The organism is Citrobacter sp. RHB25-C09 (assembly GCF_013836145.1).
In the GTDB taxonomy this organism is placed as follows: Bacteria; Pseudomonadota; Gammaproteobacteria; order Enterobacterales; family Enterobacteriaceae; genus Citrobacter_A.
This window is the reverse complement of sequence record NZ_CP057483.1, coordinates 3,886,854-3,905,928: the sequence shown is the minus strand read 5'-3', so window position 1 is coordinate 3,905,928 and position 19,075 is coordinate 3,886,854. Positions and strand designations below refer to the sequence as shown.

General features: G+C 52.8%; 19 protein-coding genes. 16 read left to right on the top strand and 3 right to left on the bottom strand.

Annotation, left to right across the window (positions count from 1 at the left end):
• The first annotated feature begins 17 nt into the window (after positions 1-17).
• The 14 genes from HVY19_RS18500 to HVY19_RS18435 all read left to right on the top strand — a co-directional run bounded on the left by HVY19_RS18500 (position 18) and on the right by HVY19_RS18435 (position 13,889).
• Complete coding sequence (locus HVY19_RS18500; RefSeq protein WP_249419122.1) at positions 18-1,016, top strand: fimbrial protein; 999 nt, start codon at positions 18-20, stop codon at positions 1,014-1,016.
• A 9-nt stretch (positions 1,017-1,025) separates the two neighbouring features.
• Positions 1,026-1,574, top strand: a complete 549-nt coding sequence (locus tag HVY19_RS18495) for a fimbrial protein (protein WP_181682059.1) — start codon at positions 1,026-1,028, stop codon at positions 1,572-1,574.
• A 23-nt stretch (positions 1,575-1,597) separates the two neighbouring features.
• Complete coding sequence (locus HVY19_RS18490; RefSeq protein WP_181682058.1) at positions 1,598-2,257, top strand: LuxR C-terminal-related transcriptional regulator; 660 nt, start codon at positions 1,598-1,600, stop codon at positions 2,255-2,257.
• An 89-nt stretch (positions 2,258-2,346) separates the two neighbouring features.
• Positions 2,347-2,547, top strand: coding sequence for a DUF4762 family protein (locus tag HVY19_RS18485; protein WP_181682057.1), 201 nt, complete (start codon positions 2,347-2,349; stop codon positions 2,545-2,547).
• Positions 2,548-2,605: 58 nt separating this feature from the next.
• A complete protein-coding gene (locus HVY19_RS18480; protein ID WP_181682056.1) occupies positions 2,606-3,277 on the top strand; it encodes a DsbA family protein in 672 nt (223 codons plus the stop codon).
• A gap of 5 nt (positions 3,278-3,282) precedes the next feature.
• Positions 3,283-4,233 carry an ABC transporter gene (locus HVY19_RS18475; protein ID WP_181682055.1) on the top strand — a complete coding sequence of 317 codons (951 nt, stop codon included), beginning with the start codon at positions 3,283-3,285 and terminating at the stop codon, positions 4,231-4,233.
• Between the two features lie 8 nt (positions 4,234-4,241).
• A complete protein-coding gene (locus tag HVY19_RS18470; RefSeq protein ID WP_181682054.1) occupies positions 4,242-6,350 on the top strand; it encodes a cysteine peptidase family C39 domain-containing protein in 2,109 nt (702 codons plus the stop codon).
• Entirely contained in the window at positions 6,347-7,498 is a 1,152-nt protein-coding gene (locus HVY19_RS18465) for an efflux RND transporter periplasmic adaptor subunit (protein ID WP_181682053.1), read from the top strand. Before HVY19_RS18470 ends, HVY19_RS18465 begins: the two co-directional genes overlap by 4 nt.
• Before the next feature lie 3 nt (positions 7,499-7,501).
• Positions 7,502-9,433: an ABC transporter permease gene (locus tag HVY19_RS18460; protein ID WP_181682052.1), complete on the top strand. Its 1,932-nt coding sequence runs from the start codon at positions 7,502-7,504 to the stop codon at positions 9,431-9,433.
• Entirely contained in the window at positions 9,430-10,872 is a 1,443-nt protein-coding gene (locus HVY19_RS18455) for a TolC family protein (protein ID WP_249419091.1), read from the top strand. Before HVY19_RS18460 ends, HVY19_RS18455 begins: the two co-directional genes overlap by 4 nt.
• Positions 10,859-12,112, top strand: coding sequence for a beta-ketoacyl-[acyl-carrier-protein] synthase family protein (locus HVY19_RS18450; RefSeq protein ID WP_181682051.1), 1,254 nt, complete (start codon positions 10,859-10,861; stop codon positions 12,110-12,112). The genes HVY19_RS18455 and HVY19_RS18450 overlap by 14 nt, the downstream gene beginning before the upstream one ends.
• Positions 12,109-12,912 carry a MaoC family dehydratase gene (locus HVY19_RS18445; protein WP_181682050.1) on the top strand — a complete coding sequence of 268 codons (804 nt, stop codon included), beginning with the start codon at positions 12,109-12,111 and terminating at the stop codon, positions 12,910-12,912. Before HVY19_RS18450 ends, HVY19_RS18445 begins: the two co-directional genes overlap by 4 nt.
• Positions 12,899-13,150, top strand: a complete 252-nt coding sequence (locus HVY19_RS18440) for an acyl carrier protein (RefSeq protein ID WP_181682049.1) — start codon at positions 12,899-12,901, stop codon at positions 13,148-13,150. Before HVY19_RS18445 ends, HVY19_RS18440 begins: the two co-directional genes overlap by 14 nt.
• Before the next feature lies 1 nt (position 13,151).
• Positions 13,152-13,889 (top strand): SDR family oxidoreductase, encoded by a 738-nt coding sequence (locus tag HVY19_RS18435; protein WP_181682048.1) that lies wholly within the window; start codon positions 13,152-13,154, stop codon positions 13,887-13,889.
• 36 nt (positions 13,890-13,925) lie between these two features.
• Here the strand turns inward: HVY19_RS18435 and HVY19_RS18430 are convergent, their stop codons facing one another.
• Genes HVY19_RS18430 through HVY19_RS18420 form a run of 3 tightly spaced genes read right to left on the bottom strand, consistent with a single transcriptional unit; the run spans position 13,926 to position 16,338 of the window.
• Positions 13,926-15,146 (bottom strand): HD domain-containing protein, encoded by a 1,221-nt coding sequence (locus HVY19_RS18430; RefSeq protein ID WP_249419090.1) that lies wholly within the window; start codon positions 15,144-15,146, stop codon positions 13,926-13,928.
• A gap of 3 nt (positions 15,147-15,149) precedes the next feature.
• The gene (locus HVY19_RS18425) at positions 15,150-15,617 is read right to left on the bottom strand and encodes a FidL-like protein (protein WP_181682047.1); all 468 of its coding nucleotides are present in this window, start codon (positions 15,615-15,617) and stop codon (positions 15,150-15,152) included.
• Positions 15,610-16,338 carry a helix-turn-helix domain-containing protein gene (locus HVY19_RS18420; RefSeq protein WP_181682046.1) on the bottom strand — a complete coding sequence of 243 codons (729 nt, stop codon included), beginning with the start codon at positions 16,336-16,338 and terminating at the stop codon, positions 15,610-15,612. The genes HVY19_RS18425 and HVY19_RS18420 overlap by 8 nt, the downstream gene beginning before the upstream one ends.
• A 169-nt stretch (positions 16,339-16,507) precedes the next feature.
• Between HVY19_RS18420 and HVY19_RS18415 the strand changes: the two genes are divergently transcribed.
• Complete coding sequence (locus HVY19_RS18415; protein ID WP_181682045.1) at positions 16,508-16,873, top strand: FaeA/PapI family transcriptional regulator; 366 nt, start codon at positions 16,508-16,510, stop codon at positions 16,871-16,873.
• A gap of 568 nt (positions 16,874-17,441) precedes the next feature.
• A complete protein-coding gene (locus HVY19_RS18410) occupies positions 17,442-18,992 on the top strand; it encodes a methyl-accepting chemotaxis protein (RefSeq protein WP_181682044.1) in 1,551 nt (516 codons plus the stop codon).
• Positions 18,993-19,075 lie beyond the last annotated feature (83 nt).

The window sequence follows — 19,075 nt, the reverse complement described above, 5'->3', positions numbered from 1 at the left end:
CTTTTCTGGCGCTGAGTATGTTCGCACTGCCGGGCGCGGCCTTGGCCGTGGATGGCGAGATTGAGCCAGTCAATGGAACCTATGACTATCTGATTAACATTGAGAATCACGATATTACTTCCAACCAGCCCGGTGCGACCGTGGTGGATGAATTTGACCTGGCGGGGATGTTTCAGGGCCGTGCTTACTGCTCGCAGCCAATGTCCAATCAGCCGGTCTATTTCTCCGCGCAGGCGACGTTAACCCAGTCCGGCATGACCGCAGGTTTTCTCAAGCTCAACGACTACATGGACGTCAAAATTGAGATCTACATCGGCGGTAACCTGCAACAGTACAAGACTGTGCCGTTTGAAAACGTCTCGAATGACGTGAACCAGAACTACTGCAACGTGCCCAGCACGATCCTGCAAAACCAGTTTGCCTCCGGCGCGCGCGGGAAGGTGACCTTTATGATCACCAAGCCCATTATCAACGGCGTGAACCTGCGCGGGTCTGAGATCGCCAGACTGTTTGGCCGCCTGGGACCTGGACCGATGGGAAGTACGCCGTTGTCACGCGTGACGATCGCCTCTGGGGTGATCACTGTGCCGGACAAATGCAAGATCAACCAGGGAACGCCGATTGTCGTCGACTTCAAAACGATCCCCGGAACGGGCAGTCGGTTGAACGGCACCAACTACAGCGAGAACGTGCCGATTCACGTGAAGTGTGAAGGTGGCAGTTTTGCCCAGGGCGCGCTGAACATCAAGCTGGGCATCCAGCAGGCGAACCCGGCCTTCGTCGACGGAAAGTACCTGAGTACGCAGGGGACGGTGGATCGCTCCGAGTTGGGCATTGCGCTGCGCGACAGCCACGGTACGCCGGTGATTCCCAATACGTTCTATGACGTACCGGGGTTTGCCAATAACGAAGGGGACTGGAACCTGATTGCCGCGCCGGTAGCCAGAAGCGCCACCTCTGTTATCCCGGAAGGTGAATTTCACGCTTCTGCCACGATTGTGGCTGAATTCCAGTAAGGAGGGAATATGAACCGTATGACGATCGCCCTCGCCATTTTGCTGACGACGTTATCCTCGCAATCTGCATGGGCGCTGGGCGAACTCATTGGCGGCGACCTCAGCTTTAAAGGCGTGGTGGTGGCTTATCCATGCAGTATCGCTCCGGAGTCAGAAAGGGTGCCCGTTGATTTTGGCAATATTTCCACAAAGTCATTGTATATCAACGGGAAAACAACGCCGATTCCGTTCACGATTAAATTGCAGGACTGCAACCCGAGCGTACTTAGTACCGTCACAGTGACGTTTAGCGGAACCCCGAATGCAGAACTGGCGGACAGATTGCAGATCACGGCATCTGCACCGGGCAACGCCAGCGGAGTGGGAATTGGGTTGCTGGAAGCCGATGACACGCCCGTTCGTTTGAACATCGCAACCACACCTGCGCCAATCAACGACACGATCCTGCAGCTGAACTTTAAGGCGTTTGTTGAAGCGGAGCCAGTGGCTTTAGCCAACGGGACATTAGCAACCGGACCTTTCACCGCGACGGCAAATTACACATTGAACTATCAATAGCGGTGTCAACAGGGAATTGAGGCATGGTATATCAGTGTTTCCTCTACGATAAAAATTTCTTTTATTCGCAGGGAATAAAAACCGTTATTACCGGTGTACTTGCCGACCGTTCTGAAATTTTCTATTCCTCAACGGACGATTATTTTCAGTTAATTGAACAGTTGCAAGTGAAGGTGAGTGACGATTGCTGTCAGTGGATCCTCTGCGATCTGGACAGTTTACCGCGTGAGCGGTTTCGCGCATTACAACTCATGAACGATTTTTATGAGCATAAAAATAAAAACCTGGTTATTTTGTTAAGCGAACATAATATGCCGCTCTTTTTTGCTCTGTATGCCTTGCTGCCGATGGCGCACTGGTTATTAAAAAGTGAAGAACTGGAGCATATTACACCATTTTTCCATGACTTATTTGCTAAACGACAGCAAAAGAGTTGTTTTAGCTATTCGCTGGTGAATTATACGCGACGAACGCTGCATAACGGAGAATCGTCGCATTCTATTTCCGGCAATGAGTGGTGGTTGATGGAGGAAATATTTAAAGGCAAGTCGCTTTCCCAGATTTCCGGGGAGACGAACATCGACGTTCGTCGCCTGAGCTATATCAAACGGCACTTAATGAAGAAACTGAATATCCGGAATAACATCGCGTTATTTTCCGCATTCAAAGGCATTATGCCCTGAGCGAAAGAAGTCGTTTTCGGTGGAATTGTCCGCCGATCGCACGGTGTAAATGATTACACCCTATTTAAACCACAGTAAGGAAAACAGAGATGAAGAAATTAACTGCTATCGAAACTGCTCACATTGTTGGCGGTACCTGCAAAACCTGCTCTACCAGCTACCAGAACGTGACCATTGGCGGCGTGACTTCCTGTAAAGAGCTGACCACCTGTAAGGATAAACACGGCACTACAACCACCATGAAAAATGCTGATGCCAGCAAGTGTGGTGGTATTCCTAACCGTTTTTAATCGGTCCTGGCCTGGGGGCGATATCCTCCAGGCCTTTCTGTCCCGTTGTGAGAATATTATGGCAACTCATTTTAAACGTATTACGATTATTAGCTATTCGCTGTTTCTGATCGTGACTTCATCGCTGATAACGGTGCTGTGTTATCACCTTTTTGTTTTTAATACTTTTTCGACGGACGATTCACAAACCCAGGCTTTTCGTGAAGTCAGTGCGGAACAAATTAGCAATAGTCCGATCAAAGAAGAACGAAGTATTATCGAAGTCATGTCCTATGGTTGCCATTATTGTGCCGCCAACGAAGAAAATCTGGCGGAGTTTTCGCGTAGTTTACCGCCGGGCAGCACATTTACCTCTATTCATATCGCCAGCGACAGTAATGGACTGGCCCAATATGCGCCAATTTTTGCCACGCTGGAAGAAATGGGTATTGAAAAAAACATCCGCGATAGCGCTTACAATACCATTATTACCCGCAACGTTAATCTTACCGAGCAAAAGGCGCTGGACGCCTGGTTAGCGAAGAATAATATCGATAGCGCAAAATTTAATGCGGTCCGCCAGAGTGCGGCGGTTAAAGAACGGCTCAGCTATATGGCTGCGATTACCGACCACTACGCTATTAATGCGACACCGATGTTTATTATCAATAAACGCTATGTCGTGGCTCAGGATAGCGAGTTCCCTCAATTTGCGCAGCGAATGCTGCAATTGCTGAAACAGGATAAATAAGACTCGTGGTCAGATTTTTCATTATCTGGGGCGTATTCAGTTTTAAAAACAGCGCGGAGACACTGGTCGCCGCGCGCCGCTATTTTTCGCGCACTACGCTGTTAGCGCTGCGCAAAATCCTGCGCTATGGACATCTGCCTCTGATTCTGGCGGTGACAAAAGGGCTGTGTGCGCTACGGTTGGTGGGACGACCGTTTCGTTTACAGAACGCGGTGGCGAACGAAAATTATCGCTGCCTGACGGGGCAGGCAGGGCGGGTGAACGCAACCTGGATTGCCGTTCGCCGTCGTCTGTTAGAAGAAGCTGCAACCTGGGGGCAAAACCCAGCGGTGTTGCAGCAAATTCGCGGCTGTGCGGCAGAGCTTGATGCCGTGATCGCGCCGTTACATCAGCAAAAAACGCCGTATATCCTGGCACCGCTGCATACCGTGTCTGACGTGCTGGCCGCCATGGTCGCCGCCTGCGTCACGCCGGGGCGGGCGAGTGTGGTGGTGTCTTCCAGCGCTGAGCTTTATAACGCGCAAACCCGCGCGCTCGGCGGCATTGCGCTTTCTTACTGTTCTATCCATCAGGAGAACAGAGCGCTTGCTGGCAACCTGATGAAGCTCGTCACCGATGTCGCCACCGGTCAGGAAAATATGGTGATTTTTCCGGATATCTCACCCGACTACACCCTTCAGGCCGAAGGTGCGCTGGCGGCGAAACTGCCGTGCCGTTTATTTGGTCGCAGCGCGAAATTGCACAATGGCGTCGTGCGACTGGCGGGGGTGATTTCAGCGCAAGTGGTGTTTTATCACCTCAGCTATGACAACGGCTTGCGCATCCATATTCATCCCCCGGTTGCCAGCAAGCAGGTCGCCAGCGCACTGCCCGGCATTATTGAATCCACGCTGCGGGAGCACCCGCAGGATTGGTTACTTTGGCACAGCCACTCTCTCTACTTTATTAATCACTAACTATAAAAATGAAAACCACGATCCCGAATTTGATTTTTCAGGAAGAAACCAACGAATGCGGACTGGCGTGCGTGGCGATGCTGGCACAAACGCAGGGGCAAACCGTGTCGCTGGAAACGCTTCGCGATATTTTTCCGGCGTCCGATCACGGCACGTCGCTGGATACGCTGATGGGCATCCTCGCGCGTCTTGGGATCGCGACGACGCCCGTGCTGTTTGAACATGATGAACTGAGCGATCTGCCGCTGCCAGCCATTCTCCATTACGGGGCGAGCCACTACGTGCTGCTGGCCTGGCGTAAGGGGAATCACGTCTGCGTGATGAACCCGGCCATTGGCGAGCAGTGGCTACCTTTTTCTGCGCTCAAGCAGGAGATCAGCGGCTATGCGCTGATAGTTGAACCGGAGCAGATGCTGGCGGCAGACCCTGATTTACCGCAATTGCAAAATGAAAAGCCCGCGCCGAGCGCGATGAGTATGAAGGAGACTGCTGCGGTACCGGGCATCTATCGCCTGATGCTGCTGACTTTCCTCGTCTCGCTCACGCTGTTTTTAATGCCGACGATGGTGAGTAACGCCATCAACCAGGCGTTTTCCGACGCGGGGAACAGCGACTTCCCCTACGGCTGGTTTATCGTGGCGTTCGTGGTGTCCACCCTGATCGCGCTGGGAGTAAGGGTGATCAGCGAGCGTTACATCAAGCGCTTTGTCCTGATCCACAGCGGTGTGGGTTTTTCGCGTTTGCTGAGTAACCCGCTGCGCTTTTTTGAAAAACGTGCGCCGGGGGAAATCTTCAGCCGCTTTACCGCCTGGCAGATTGGCCTGCTGCAAAAAATAGAACTGGATAACGGTCTGCGCTCTGACTGGGTGATCTGCGTGATTGCGTTAGCGATTATGTTCTGGATTGCCCCGGTACTGGCGGCAATCTCGGCGGTCGGCGTGACGGTGATGGGGATTATCAGTATCTGGGCGGTGATCCGCGACCGTTGGTTTACCCAACAGCTTCAACTGAAAAGCGCCAACCTGAACGACTTTTTCATGGAGACGATTCAGGGCATTTTGACCGTCAAAACCGCCGGGCTGGAAGCTCAACGTCAGGGGCAGTTTGCCAGTTTTAGTCGCGATCTGTTCTCTTGCCTGCAACGGCAGAAGGTCTACCAGCAGGTTAAAGAGGGGCTGTATCAGCTCACCGGAAGTCTGGAAATGGTGGTCTTTATGCTGGTGGTATTGCCGATGGTCCACAGCAAGCTTATCTCGCTGGGGGATTTCTTTGCCTACAGCTTCCTGCGGCAAATATTCACTTCCTACATCACGCAGATCTTCTACGCCATTATTCAGAAATCCCAGCTCAATGTGATCGACACGCGCGCCCATGCACTATTTGCCCAGCGGGACAGCGAACCCCCTGCGCCGCTGACGATGCAACCGCCCACCGATACGGTGCCGGACCTGAAATTTGACGGACTTTGCTATGCCTACGATCCCGCAAAACCTGTGCTTTCATCCGTTTCGCTGTTGCTGCATGCGGGGGAACAAATCGCGATTGTCGGCGAATCCGGCGCGGGGAAGAGTACGCTGCTGCGACTGATTGCCGGGCTGTTTTCCCCACAGGCGGGCGGATGCTATGTCGGCGATGTCGCAGTGCCACCTCAACAGTTGGCGCAGTTTGTCTGCCTGCAAAGTCAGGAGGACATTCTGTTCAACGCTTCAGTACGCGAAAACATCACCCTGTTTGATGCGCACTATCGTGAGAGCGATCGCGGGCGCATTGAAGCGCTGTTGAATTCCCTGGCTCTGGGCGATGTGGTGAGCGGATTACCGGGCGGAATTGACGCACTGATTCGCGAAAGCCACGCGGCGCTCTCGCTCGGCCAGCGCCAACGCTTACTGCTGGCGCGCGCCCTATACAGTTCACGTCCGGTTCTGCTGCTGGACGAGCCGACCGCCAACCTCGACGACGAGACGGCAGCCATCGTCATGGAGACGATCCGCACCCACTGCCGCAAAACCGGGAAATCGCTGATTGTCGTGACTCATAGTGACCAGGTGCTGTCGCGCTTTCAACAGGTGTACCAGTTGGCTGAGAGTCGGCTCACGCGTCTGGAGGCCAACGTATGACGCGTAAATCTCGTTGGCTGTTGATTGCTGTTGTCCTGCTGTCCGCCGCTATTACCGGCGTGGTGTGGACAACAATGGCTTCGTCTTCCGGGCAGGAAGCGCTTCCGCTGGAGACTATCGGTACGGGCGATATCGAAAAAGTGGTACTGGTGACGGGGACCCTGAAACCCGCCGTGCAGGTCAATGTCGGTGCCCAGGTCAACGGACAACTGCGCAAACTGTACGTTCGTCAGGGCGACAAAGTGCAAAAAGGCCAGTTGTTGGCGGAAATCGATCCGACGATACAGGAATCCGATCTCAACAATACCCGCGCCCAGCTTGCCAGTGCCAAAGCGCAAAAGCTGTCAGCTCAGGCCACGCTGTTGCATGATCGCCAGGAACTGAATCGTCAGAGCATGATGATGCGCGATGGCTCCGGTGTGCGCAGTGAATATGAGCAGGCTAAAGCGCAGTACGATGCGCAGGTGCAGCAAATTGCGGTCAGCGACGCGCAGATTGTACAGGCTGAAATGGCGGTAAAAACCGCAGAGGCCAACCTCAGCTATACGCGGATTGTTGCCCCGATTGACGGTGAGGTCCTCGGCATCGTGACACGTGAAGGGCAGACCATTGTCTCCTCACAGACAGCACCAACGATTCTGGTACTGGCCGATCTCGATACGATGCAGGTGCAGACGCGTATCTCAGAAGCGGACGTGCAAAAGATCCACCCCGGACAGTCGCTGAGTTTCTATGTGATTGCCAACCCCGACAAACGCTACACCAGCACGATGGGCTTTGTGCAGCCCGCGCCGCAGGAGGCGCTGGAAGCGACCGGCGAGAGCGGTATGGGCAACAATCAACAAGCAATGGCGGTGTATTACACCGGCACCTTTGAAGTGCCAAACATCGAGCGTGAGCTCAAGACATCAATGACCGCGCAGGTGTTTATTCAGATTGCGCAGGCGAAGAATGTCCTGCGCGTTCCGGTCGCCGCTTTGGGTCAGGCGCTGGATACCGAGCGCTACACCATCACCACCGTGGAGAACGGCAAGACGCACACCCGCACGATTCGCATCGGCATAAACGACAGACAGTACGCCGAAGTGCTGGAAGGGTTAAAGGCTGGCGATAGCGTAGTACTGGCGCAGGATACGGTGCAGGGGTAGCGGATGGAGCCAATCATCGTATTACGTCACGTGTGTCGCCGCTTTACTGCCGGGACGCAAACACTGCCGGTACTGAGCGACATTTCACTGACCATTAACGCCGGTGAAATGGTGGCGATCGTCGGCGCGTCAGGTTCCGGCAAGTCGACGCTGATGAACATTATCGGCTGTCTGGACAAACCCACTTCCGGCGAAGTGCTGATCAACGGGACGGCGGTGCACGATGCTGACAGCCTGCATCTTGCCGATCTGCGCAGCCGCTACCTGGGGTTTATTTTCCAGCGCTACCACCTGATGCCATACCTGACCGCGGAAGAGAACATCGCTATTCCGGCGCTGTACACCGCCATGTCGGAGCTGGAGCGTAAAGCGCGCACCGATCAACTGGCACGACAGCTCGGTCTGGAAAACCGTTTACAACACCGACCCGCGCAGCTTTCCGGCGGACAGCAGCAGCGGGTAAGCATCTGCCGGGCGCTGATCAACGGTGCGCATATCATTCTGGCGGATGAACCGACCGGCGCGCTCGACAGCGTTAGCGGCAAGGCGTTGATGGATGTGTTTCACCAACTGCATGTGGCGGGGCATACGGTGATTATTGTCACTCACGATCGCGACGTCGCCCGTCAGGCGCAGCGGATAATCGAAATCAGCGATGGGCGCATCGTCAGCGACGTTCGCCACGCGGCGGTGAGTCATCCCGTTGCGCTACTGGAGCGGGACAACGGGCGCGCTTCTCTGGGGCGCAGCCTGCGTGAATGTATCCGTATGGCGTGGCGTTCGCTATTGGGGCATCGGATGCGCGCATTTCTCTCGATGCTGGGGATCATCATCGGCATAGCGTCGGTAGTGTCGTCGATGGCGGTTGGTGAAGGTGCGCGTCAGGCGATCATGAGTGAGATCGGCAAGCTGGGAAGCACCACGCTGGAGATCCGTCCGGGAACGGGCTGGGGCAGCAAGCGGCCGGATATGGAGCGCGCATTGTCGATGGACGATGTCCGGAGCTTACAGGCACTGCCGTGGATTATGGGCGTTTCGCCCGTGGTAAGCAGCACTACGGTGGCACTGCGCCGCGGTCTTGATTCTTCAATGATGCTGTCCGGCGTTTCGCAGGATTTTTTCTCGCTGCAAGGGCTGCGCTTTGTGCAGGGGAACGGTTTTACCGTCCGTGATGTGGCGGAAGGGGAACCGGTGTTAATCCTTGATGAAACCGGGCGCGATACGTTGTTCCCCGGCGGTGAAAATCCGTTAGGCGAGATTGTGCAAATAGCCGGTGCGCCATGGCGGGTGATTGGCATTGCGTCTCGTCCGGGACCGAAGGTGGTCGGCGGGTTTATGGCCGCCTGGGTTCCGCATACGTCGTTACAACAGCGGATCACCGGTGAAAAACCGCTGGAATCGCTCATTTTGCGTTTCCACGAACCGCTGGAGCCGCACGAGGCGGCGCAAAAAGCAGAGCGTCATCTGCTGCGGGAACACGGGAAGAAGGATTTTTTCATCCAGACCGACGATCAGTTGGCCAACGCGTTACAAAAAACTTCCGATTCAATGTCGCTGTTGATCACGGCGATCGCAGGGATCTCATTGCTGGTGGGCGGCGTTGGGGTGATGAATATCATGCTGGTATCGGTCACGGAGCGGACGCATGAGATTGGTATCCGCTTATCCGTGGGGGCTCGACCGGTAGACATCATGAATCAGTTTCTTATTGAGGCGGTGATGATTTGCGCCTTCGGCGGGCTGATGGGCGTTTTAGGCTCGTGGCTGGCGGGGCAAATTTTCGCGTTTGCCACCGACGCATTCTCCATGGTGTTTACCGCTTTTCCGGTGCTGATGGCCTGTGGATTTTCCGCGCTGATCGGCCTGACGTTTGGCTATTTCCCGGCGCGCAGAGCGGCTCGCCTCAACCCCACGGAGGCGCTGGCACGCGAATGAGTATGCATCTGAAAAACATGCCCGATGGCACTGCGCTTATCGGGCCTACGGCGACGGTTCGGCGGCTCGGCGTTATTTGCCTGATGGCGCTGCTGCTCTCTGGTTGTGGTCAATTGACCCGTAGCGATTATCAGCGTCCTCTGCTGTCACTGCCTTCCCAATGGCAGCCTTCAACCGGAGATTCGCCGGTAAACGGCTGGCAGCGCTTTGGCGATCCCCGTCTTTCGCGGGTGATTGATCAGGTGCTGGAGAGCAATAACGATCTCGCTGCGGCGGCGATAACGCTTCAGCAGGCGCGCGTGGCCGCCGGGTTGACGAACACCAACCTGACGCCCGACGTGGCGGTCAGCGGTTCTGCCAGCAATAACAAAAACCTGCGCCGTAACACCGCGTCAGAGGAGAGCTACAGCAGCGGTGTCAGCATCAGCTACGAGCTGGATCTGTGGGGCAAACTGGCGCGAACCCGTGAGCAAAGCGAGTGGGAAGCGGTGGCGAGTGAACAGGATTATCACGCGACGGTGCTTTCCACCATTGGCACAACGGCTCAGCTTTACTGGCGCATCGCACTCTATAACCAGCAGATCCGCAATCAGCGTGATGGCCTGGCGATATCGGCGCAAACCGTACAGCAGGTGGCCTCCTGGTTTAATGCCGGAAAGGTCGGGCAGCTTGACGTCCTTCAGTCACAGCAGGCGTTACTTGAACGCCAAAACCAACTGCGGGAAATGGTGCAGCAGCGAGCGCTGGCGCGTAATGCGCTGGCGCTGTTGCTTAACAGACCGGCGGAACAGCATACCGACGAAGCGCCTTCGCTCGATGTTAACCAGCAGGTGCCGATTGCGCAGAAAACGCCGCTGCGGGTGATTGCTCAGCGACCCGATATTCAGGCGGCAGAGTCCCGCCTGCGCGGGGCGCTGGCCGGTTACGACGCCTCGCGGTTGCAGTTTTACCCCGCGCTTACTCTCGACGCTTCACTGAATGCCGGGAGCCAACTTTTCAGTCAGTGGTTTAGCAATCCGATTCGTACCGTTGGCGGAGCGCTGGCGTTGCCGTTTATTCAGTGGAATACCCAGCAGCTCACTGTAAAACAGGCCGACCTGGCAGTAAAACACGCGGCGATTGCCTTTCGTTCCACCGCCTACACCGCGCTTGCCGAGGTTGATGAGTTCATGGAAAACCGCGTAAGCGCGAGCGAACGGCGCACTCGAATTCACCAGTCACTGGCCCTCAGCCAGCGACGCTTAACCCTGACGGAAAGCCGCTACCGCGCAGGCGCAGTTGATTTTCAGACGCTACTAAATGCACAGGACGATCTTTTGACGTTAGAAAACTCCCTTGCACAAACCCAATACGACTACCTCTACGCCACATTGCAGCACTGGCTGGCGCAAGGGGGTGGCGAAACGCAATACAGGATAATGAATCATGAAGCTGAATAATGAATTTAAGCGAGTTGTCGTTACCGGGTATGGCGCCGTGACCCCGCTTGGCGTAACGGCCGACGAGAGCTGGCAGGCCATTATGGATAATCGCCTGGGTTACCGCTATGTCGATAAATCGGCGCAAAACATCAAAACCCATTTTCTTGGGCTGGTGGATAACGAACCGAGCCTGGCAGGCATTCCAGCCGCTATTCGTCGTCGCCTGCCGCGTTTCGCACGTTTTACCGTGGCTGCAGCGCGTCAGGCGATGACAATGGCTTTTGACGATAAACCACCTCAGGAGTTTTATAACACGCTGGACTGCGGCGCTATTATGGGAACCGGCTGGGCCGGGCTGGACGAATGCTACGATGCGCAGAGTGAATTTGCCGCAACGGGCGTGTCATCGCCGTTTAACTGTTTCTTCTCCATGCCCAGCGTGACGACCGCAGCCTGTAGCCAGTTTTGGGGGCTAAACGGTTATCAGAATACCGTGATTGCCGCCTGTGCGACGGGAACCATTGCCATTGGCGATGCCTTTGAAGTGATCCGCAGCGGCAGAGCGAAAATGATGTTGGCGGGCGCTGGGGAATCGCTGACCAGCCACTGTGCGGTATGGAACATTGATGTGCTGGGTGCCCTCAGCAAAGAAGAGTCCGATCCTCGTCGCGCCAGCTGTCCGTTCAGCGCCCATCGCAGCGGATTTGTCCTTTCGGAAGGTGCCGCGGTGCTGTGTCTGGAAGAGCGCGAAGGCGCACTGGCGCGTGGCGCAACGATTCTTGGCGAAATCACCGGCTATGCGAACTTCTCTGATGCCTGGGACTTTACGTCGCCCGCGGAAGATTGCCTCGCGCGGGTACAAACCATCACCCATGCCTTGCAACAGGCCGGGCTGGACGCGGAACAGCTTGATTACATTAATGCCCACGGTACGTCGACGCCGCTGAATGACATCAATGAAACGCAGGCGTTGAAAATGGCGCTGGGCGATGCGGCTTATGACATTCCCGTCTCCAGCACAAAATCGTATTCCGGACACTTGATATCCGCTGCGGGAACCTTCGAGAGCATTGTCTGTTTGCAGGCGATCGCGAACGGCGTTATGCCGGCGACCGCTAACTTTGAACAGGCGGATGAGCTCTGCGATCTCGATTATATTGTCGAGGGCCATCGTGCCGGTAATCTCCGCCGCACGCTGAATCTGAGCTTTGGCTTCGGCGGGGCGAATGCGGCGTTGATCCTGGAGAAACATGAATGATGCCACTCCATTACACCCAACTGGACGCCCGACGCTGGGCGGCATTCTCAGGCGACTATAACCCGGTTCATTTTGATGAAGCATGGGTGAAAGCGCAGGGCGGAACGTCGCTGAGCGTACACGGTATGCGTGCCTTACTGGATGTGAAGCGGTTTATCAGTCCTCCCGTCGACAGCATGCCATTCCTGAAATGTACGGTGCGGTTGCGCAGACCCCTGTGGCGCGATACCGCCTATCGCCTGATGCGCGAGGAGCATAAACGGGTTGCGGCGTCGGTCAGAGATGACACCGCCAATGAGACATGCCTTTCATGCCAGCTCATGCCGGAATACCACTTCCCGCTGACGACCGGGGAAAGCATTCAGCGTCTGGATGTTCAAACCCTGGTCGGCCTTCATCAACTGTTTGCGCCCCTGCTTGCCGATGCGCAGCAGTGGCATTTTCTGGATGCGCTGTTGTTTCGCCATCTTCTTCAGGACGATGCGCTCCTGCGCCAGGACGCCATCGCGTCCATGTTGCCGGAATGCCGCACGCTGGATGCATTATTCTCGCGTTACCCCGTGGTTCAGACCCACCAGGAAGTCATTTTTGACAGCCATTTATTGGCCCCCTGGCGGGCTGACGCTTTACCCGAAAGCCTTGAAATCGAGACTTTGCCTGCGCTGGTTGTGGGCGACCTCGTCAACGGCGCAGTGGTCCGTATTGCTGCGCGAACCTGCTATCAAAATCACTACATCAGCAACGCCGTGACGCTAAAAGTCGGCACTCTGACAAAAGGAAAACCCTATGAGCCAGCATGAAATTATCTACGACAAAATCAGTGAAATGATCTGTGACGCAAAAGATCTGGCGCCAGGCTCTCTGACGCCCGAAACCACGCTTCCCGAACTGGAACTGGACAGCCTGGACTATGTTGAGCTGATGGTGTTAGCGAAACGCGAATTTAATGTGACGCTCAATGCCGAGATGTTTGTGCAGAACCCGTATATGACGCTTCGCGAGCTGAGTGAGCGTATCGCCAAAGAAATGGCGGACTGATATGGCAAAGAAATGGATGCTGATCACCGGCGGCAGTCGGGGAATTGGCCAGGCGTTAGTGAATCATCTGCTGCCGGAATGGAACATCGTCTTTACTGGCCGAAACGAGGCTGGCCTTGCGAAAACACAGGAAATGGCGCGCGGTAAAAGTACGTCGAACTGGGTTAAGGGGTTTATCTGTGACGGCAGTGATGAGGCAAGTGTTGAGCAGTTGGCCACGTCGCTTATCGAGGAGTTGGGCGCGCCAGCGGCGATTATTCATAACGCCGGAATGACCCGGGATGCGCTGCACATCCATCAAAAAGCGCGGGACTGGGAACAGGTTCTGGGTAATAACCTGATTGCGGTCGTGAACTGGAACCGGATCCTCCTTCCCGCAATGATGATGCAGGGAAGCGGCGCGATCGTTTTTATGTCCTCCGTAACGGCGATAAAAGGCAACAGCGGGCAGACCGCGTATGCGGCAAGCAAGGCCGCGATGATTGGCCTTACACGCTCACTGGCGCGGGAGGTGGGCCGTTTTGATATTCGTGTCAACTGCCTGGCGCCGGGACTGATTGAAGGCGAAATGGTGCAGGCCATTCCTGAGGCGCAGTTGAAAGCGATGCGGCAGAACATTCCGCTGCGTCGCCTTGGCCGAACTCAGGACGTAGCCCGCACCGTTGCCTTTCTGGTGGGTGAGGGGAGTAACTACCTCACCGGGCAGACATTGGTTCTGGACGGTGGTTTGTCGGCATAAAAATAGACAACCGCGAGAACGTCAGTTTCTCGCGGTTTATGTCTGATTCAGGCGATTGATTCGTTCTACCAGTGCGAGCCGTTCTTTCACCGACTCCTGGAAAATTTGCAGTAACACGGCGCTCTGTTGCTGGACCATTCCCGCTAGTTCTGGCGCGATTTCTGCGGCGTCCCCCACCCGCGCTTTAAACTCTGAAGAGAGCGTAACTCCTTGCAGTAGCGAGGCCAGACAGACGCTGGCGCGAAGAATCATCACCTCCGGCGGGTAGGCGGATTTCGCCACAACGGTTTTCTGGATTTGACACCAGCCTGCGATATCTCTGATCGCTTCAATGGGGTGAAGCTCCTCCCATACGGCATTTTCATCGCCCGTATGCGCAGGAGCAGAGCACAGCGCCAGTGAAGGCAGATTATGCAACAGCCCCCCAATTTCTATTTTCAGACATTGCACCGGCGCAATGCCTATTTCTCGTGCCAGATAACCGGATATCCGGCCAACGACCAGCGAGTGCTGGACGCCATGTTTACTGAACCCATCGATAATAAACGCCAGCATTGCGGCAATATCACGGAAGTTATGTAATGAAACTGAATCATTGTGAATGCGAGGTATTTCTTTTATATAATCATCAAATTCCGTGGATTTAATCCGTAACCAAAAATGATCGCAGTTTGCTATTTTTCTGAATGCGTTGACATATTCTGGCTTATAAAGCGTATTTTCGCCCTGTATCACAATGTTAATTATTTCTTCTTTCACCGAAAGAATATCATTTGCCCGATAGCGTGCAATCAGAACATCTATACGATCGGCCAGATAAATGACATGGCTTTCTTTTGGCACTTTCTGTCCGTGAACATAAGCACCTTTGCCTCCATCCCAGCGCGTGTGGTGATAGAGGACAATCGGGCTTAGTGGCGTCAGTAATGGAACGCTTGCCAGAAGTTCGCTACCGACGGCAGCGTGGTTGTTGAGTTCATTGTCGTAGTAGCTCAGTGGCTGTAGGCGTAACTCCTCGTTCAACCCGCCAATATCATGGAGCAGGGCGGCAAGCAGTGTCTTGCGACACTGCGCAGGCGTGAACTGGGACTCCCGAGCTAAATGCCAGGCAATAAAGGCGGTTCTGACATGATGTAAGTTAAGCCTTGGGTTGATCATGTCTATTATTTTTGAAATGCAAGCCAGTGATTCTATTAAGTTTATAGTCATAATATGAGAAATGTAACTTAAGCTGTGCTTCGTGAAAGAAAACCACACAAATTAATTTCGTTTGCAACCATACTGCGGGAATGCGTGGTTACCAAAGAGTATTACATTATTATTAAGTTTATTCAGAAAAATAATTTTCTCATCAGCACCCTTGCCAAACAATAGGTCGATTGCAATCTTATCATCGACATTGTCTGTGCTGTCGCGGACAGTTTTGGTGCTCATTAATTTGTATAAGTGCGTATTCGCATTATACGTTTTGTATTTCATTTTCATTGTTCGCGAGATTAAATACTTTTTATCATTATGTGTGAGTAAACCGTCAATATTGAGTAGGAGTCGGTCATTTACTACATTGATGTATATTATTCCCTCAGCGCGAATATTGTCATTGTTAATGCTTTGAGCAACAGAGAACTGTGATTTACACGAAAATTCAGGCGCCCTGGCAAAGCAGTAAACGACACCGATCAGCATAAGCCCAACACAGGCTAAAAGAGACAGGATTCGTTTAGACATTGTTTTTTTCTCTGTAATAAAAGCTTATGCAGTTGCCCTGGTCACATTCGACCAGTAACAGTTGCATAATATTACCCAGTGTGCCGTGTACTTGTTGTCTGTATAAATACAACTCTTTCGCCCGTGAGCAGTCAAAGGGATGGCTGGTAAAATTAAAACTATTTTTGACATCGTTGAGAGAAAGTGACGAAGGCATAAAAATGATACATTGATCTTCGACCAGTTTCTGTACTCCCGTGTCAGCCCTGAAAGTCTCAGGTTTTATAATGAGAAGCAGAAACGCGATCGCCAGAGCGATAATTCGGAAAACCGGCTGACCTGTTCGCGGTGGCGGTGGAGCGACCGGAATTTCAGGCGTTTTTTCTTCCAGAAATGGCGTTCTGTACTCGCGATCGTTATTGATAATCGCATCTTCTGCAATTTTAAAACCGATGCGCGGAACCGTGACGATGATTTCTTTCTGTACCCCCAGATCGCTCAGATTTCTGCGTAAAGTTGAGATATATTGATTTAGATTACTATTTGACGCGCGAGCGCCATATTTATCAAAAACGGATTGAAAGATTTCATTTCTGGAGAGGATATCACCTTGATGGCTGAGTAATTCGGCCAACAGGCGTGTGGAGGTTTGGGATAATTCAACACAATCCCCCGTTAGCAGGTTTACGAGAGAAGTATCCTCTGTGTCAAAAGTGATAAATCCCTCAATATCGAACCTCATGCTCATCTCCGTACTAAGCGATGCTTCATTCTAATTTGCAGCGTTTTTATGATAAAACAAGATTAATATTAGATAAAAATCCTGTATCTGTGTTTATCATTAGCTAATGTTGCTGGATGATCGTGTGGGCTTCATACTACAAACATCTTTGAAACCCAGGAGTCTGCCAATGAAACTTTCTTTGTGTTCATACAACCCGGGTGCGGTACATCCAGGCTACAACTCGTCTCGCGACAATCTGCAGAGAATAGCGGCGGATATGGGAATAAGCGGCCTGGCGACAATCCGCGTACCAGAGCAAGTATTTATTCTCAATCTTTTAAAAGATCACAATGCCCATGGGCTTTCGACCAGGGAGCTAGCCGATCTCTGCGGCATTTCAATTTATAAAGTGAGGCACTTGCTTCTTCCGTTGGAAGAATATGGACAAGTTATACGAGATAAAATGCAAAAGCACCATCAATGGTTTTTGTCGAAAGAATCTTCTGAATTTAGCTGGCATTCTAACAAGGGGTATTTTCGTTTGCAACAATGACTGGAAAGTCAACGAGATAAGCTTAAAAAAAAGAAAGTGATTTATAATTATCTCGCGAAGTGTTCGGAAAAATCTCAATAAAATTTTAATGTCCCATCTAAGTCATCTATACGTCTTCTTTATTACGCCCGTGAAGCGCAATGCTCACGGGCAAACCCATGCGGTTTGTCTTTACGTTGCATACGCACGTTAATTAATAATTTAAAAAAACTTCCGTTGTATATAAAATAGCCAGCATCATGAGTCAATGGCGCTGTAAATCGACAACATTTAATCGGCGAGTACTTTTTTGCGTAATTTTGTTGTCCTTCTGTTAAAAATTACGCAAGGCGTAAAGTGACTGCGAACGACAGGTGAGTGTGGCGTTGATGCTGTTCATCGACATAATATGAAGGAAACTCATAAGTAAAGTGATTATTTTTTCAATGTGCAATTTGGATAACATGTTGATTAGCAACATGTGTAAAGCTAATTATTTCCCCCAGACAATTAATATTATTAATTAAACAAATTGCAGTTGAAGTCGATAACCATAGGAATATTTACCCCCCTCCTAAGGTATCTCTCTATGTCGTTGAAAAAATCATCACTGTTTGTATTGCTTTGCTTATTATTTTTCTTTGTTGCCAGCACGATCACCAGTATCGGACTTATCGTCAAAAGTAACAATTCCCTGGATAACGTGAATAATGAAATCCAGGTTGTGCTGTCTATTATTGACCCCATCAACCACAGCCGAACCCTGCGCGTGAGGGTGATGGAGTATGTGAAGATGGTGGAAGCGGGGGATTTAACGGACTCTGCGGCGAAACTGGAGGCCGTTAAAGAGGCGCTGACCAAAGCGGATAACGCGTTTGCGGCTTTTATGGCCTCACCGCGTCTGACGGACGAGTCACCGCAGGTCAGTGCTTACAAGGAGGCCTGGCAAACCTACCGTAATCAGGGGCTGGAGCCGTTGATTAATGCCGCTGCTGCGCACGATTTTGCGAAATTTGACGCAACCATTCCTGCGGTTTCTCAGCTCGATCGCAAATTTGAGATTGAACTTGACCAGGTTCTTTCCGTTCACCAGAAATACGCTAAGCGGCTGAATGAAGACGCAAGCAGCAATTTTATCTCCGGTCTGGTGATTATTACTGCCATTGCGCTACTGTTTGTGGTGGTGATTATCGCTGTAAGCATGCTGATGAAGCGCTTTGTACTTACGCCGGTAAATCTGGCGCGTGAACACTGTAGCCAGATCGCGGCAGGTAAGCTGGACAATCCTGTTCCGGTGAGGAGCAATGCACGCAACGAGATCGATCACCTGATGGGCTCCATGGAGCAGATGCGTCTGGCACTGCTGACGACCATTTCACAGGTTCGCGATGCCAGCCATACCGTGACCCATGCGGCACAGGAAATTGCATCCGGAAATATCGATCTTGCTTCTCGTACGGAGCAGCAGGCCTCTGCGCTGACCCAAACTGCGGCCAGCATGGAAGAACTGAGCGCGACCGTGGCGAATAACACTGATAACGTTCATCAGGCAGGCAAACTGGTGCAGGACGCTGTGAAAAACGCCCGCACTGGCGAGCAGGTTACCCGTGAAGTTATCGACACCATGAATACCATCGCGGATAACTCAAAACGCATTGAGGATATCACTAACGTTATCAACAGCATTGCATTCCAGACCAACATTCTGGCGCTGAACGCCGCCGTTGAAGCCGCCCGAGCCGGCACGCAGGGGCGTGGATTTGCCGTGGTGGCCAGTGAAGTGCGCACGCTGGCACAGAAGAGTGCGGCTGCTGCGAAGGACATTGAAAGCCTGATCTCGCAATCTGTTTCCAGCGTTAAAAATGGTGCCCGACTGGTGAACCGTTCAGGAGACGTGATTAACTCGATTATCGACTCCGTTAATAAAGTGAATACCCTGATGGAACAGATTTCTGTTGCTTCTGAAGAGCAAAGCCGGGGAATTGGTCAGGTTGGTCAGGCGGTGACTGAAATGGACGGCGTGACGCAGCAAAATGCCTCGCTGGTTCAAGAATCCGCCGCCGCGGCAGCTTCGCTGGAAGAGCAGGCTCAGCAGTTGTCGCAGAGTATTTCGAGCTTTAGTTTGCCAGCCCATGCGTGACGTTGATGCCTGATGGCGCTGCGCTTATCAGGCCTACGGAGCACGTTTTTTACGCCGCTATCCGGCAGAGGATGACAGACCCC

What these genes read in the sequence shown, in the direction of transcription:
- HVY19_RS18500 (WP_249419122.1), top strand. Translation starts at nt 18, where the DNA reads ATGTTCGCACTGCCGGGCGCGGCCTTGGCCGTGGATGGCGAGATTGAG.
- HVY19_RS18495 (WP_181682059.1), top strand. Translation starts at nt 1,026, where the DNA reads ATGAACCGTATGACGATCGCCCTCGCCATTTTGCTGACGACGTTATCC.
- HVY19_RS18490 (WP_181682058.1), top strand. Translation starts at nt 1,598, where the DNA reads ATGGTATATCAGTGTTTCCTCTACGATAAAAATTTCTTTTATTCGCAG.
- HVY19_RS18485 (WP_181682057.1), top strand. Translation starts at nt 2,347, where the DNA reads ATGAAGAAATTAACTGCTATCGAAACTGCTCACATTGTTGGCGGTACC.
- HVY19_RS18480 (WP_181682056.1), top strand. Translation starts at nt 2,606, where the DNA reads ATGGCAACTCATTTTAAACGTATTACGATTATTAGCTATTCGCTGTTT.
- HVY19_RS18470 (WP_181682054.1), top strand. Translation starts at nt 4,242, where the DNA reads ATGAAAACCACGATCCCGAATTTGATTTTTCAGGAAGAAACCAACGAA.
- HVY19_RS18465 (WP_181682053.1), top strand. Translation starts at nt 6,347, where the DNA reads ATGACGCGTAAATCTCGTTGGCTGTTGATTGCTGTTGTCCTGCTGTCC.
- HVY19_RS18460 (WP_181682052.1), top strand. Translation starts at nt 7,502, where the DNA reads ATGGAGCCAATCATCGTATTACGTCACGTGTGTCGCCGCTTTACTGCC.
- HVY19_RS18455 (WP_249419091.1), top strand. Translation starts at nt 9,430, where the DNA reads ATGAGTATGCATCTGAAAAACATGCCCGATGGCACTGCGCTTATCGGG.
- HVY19_RS18450 (WP_181682051.1), top strand. Translation starts at nt 10,859, where the DNA reads ATGAAGCTGAATAATGAATTTAAGCGAGTTGTCGTTACCGGGTATGGC.
- HVY19_RS18445 (WP_181682050.1), top strand. Translation starts at nt 12,109, where the DNA reads ATGATGCCACTCCATTACACCCAACTGGACGCCCGACGCTGGGCGGCA.
- HVY19_RS18440 (WP_181682049.1), top strand. Translation starts at nt 12,899, where the DNA reads ATGAGCCAGCATGAAATTATCTACGACAAAATCAGTGAAATGATCTGT.
- HVY19_RS18435 (WP_181682048.1), top strand. Translation starts at nt 13,152, where the DNA reads ATGGCAAAGAAATGGATGCTGATCACCGGCGGCAGTCGGGGAATTGGC.
- HVY19_RS18425 (WP_181682047.1), bottom strand. Translation starts at nt 15,617, where the DNA reads ATGTCTAAACGAATCCTGTCTCTTTTAGCCTGTGTTGGGCTTATGCTG.
- HVY19_RS18420 (WP_181682046.1), bottom strand. Translation starts at nt 16,338, where the DNA reads ATGAGGTTCGATATTGAGGGATTTATCACTTTTGACACAGAGGATACT.
- HVY19_RS18415 (WP_181682045.1), top strand. Translation starts at nt 16,508, where the DNA reads ATGAAACTTTCTTTGTGTTCATACAACCCGGGTGCGGTACATCCAGGC.
- HVY19_RS18410 (WP_181682044.1), top strand. Translation starts at nt 17,442, where the DNA reads ATGTCGTTGAAAAAATCATCACTGTTTGTATTGCTTTGCTTATTATTT.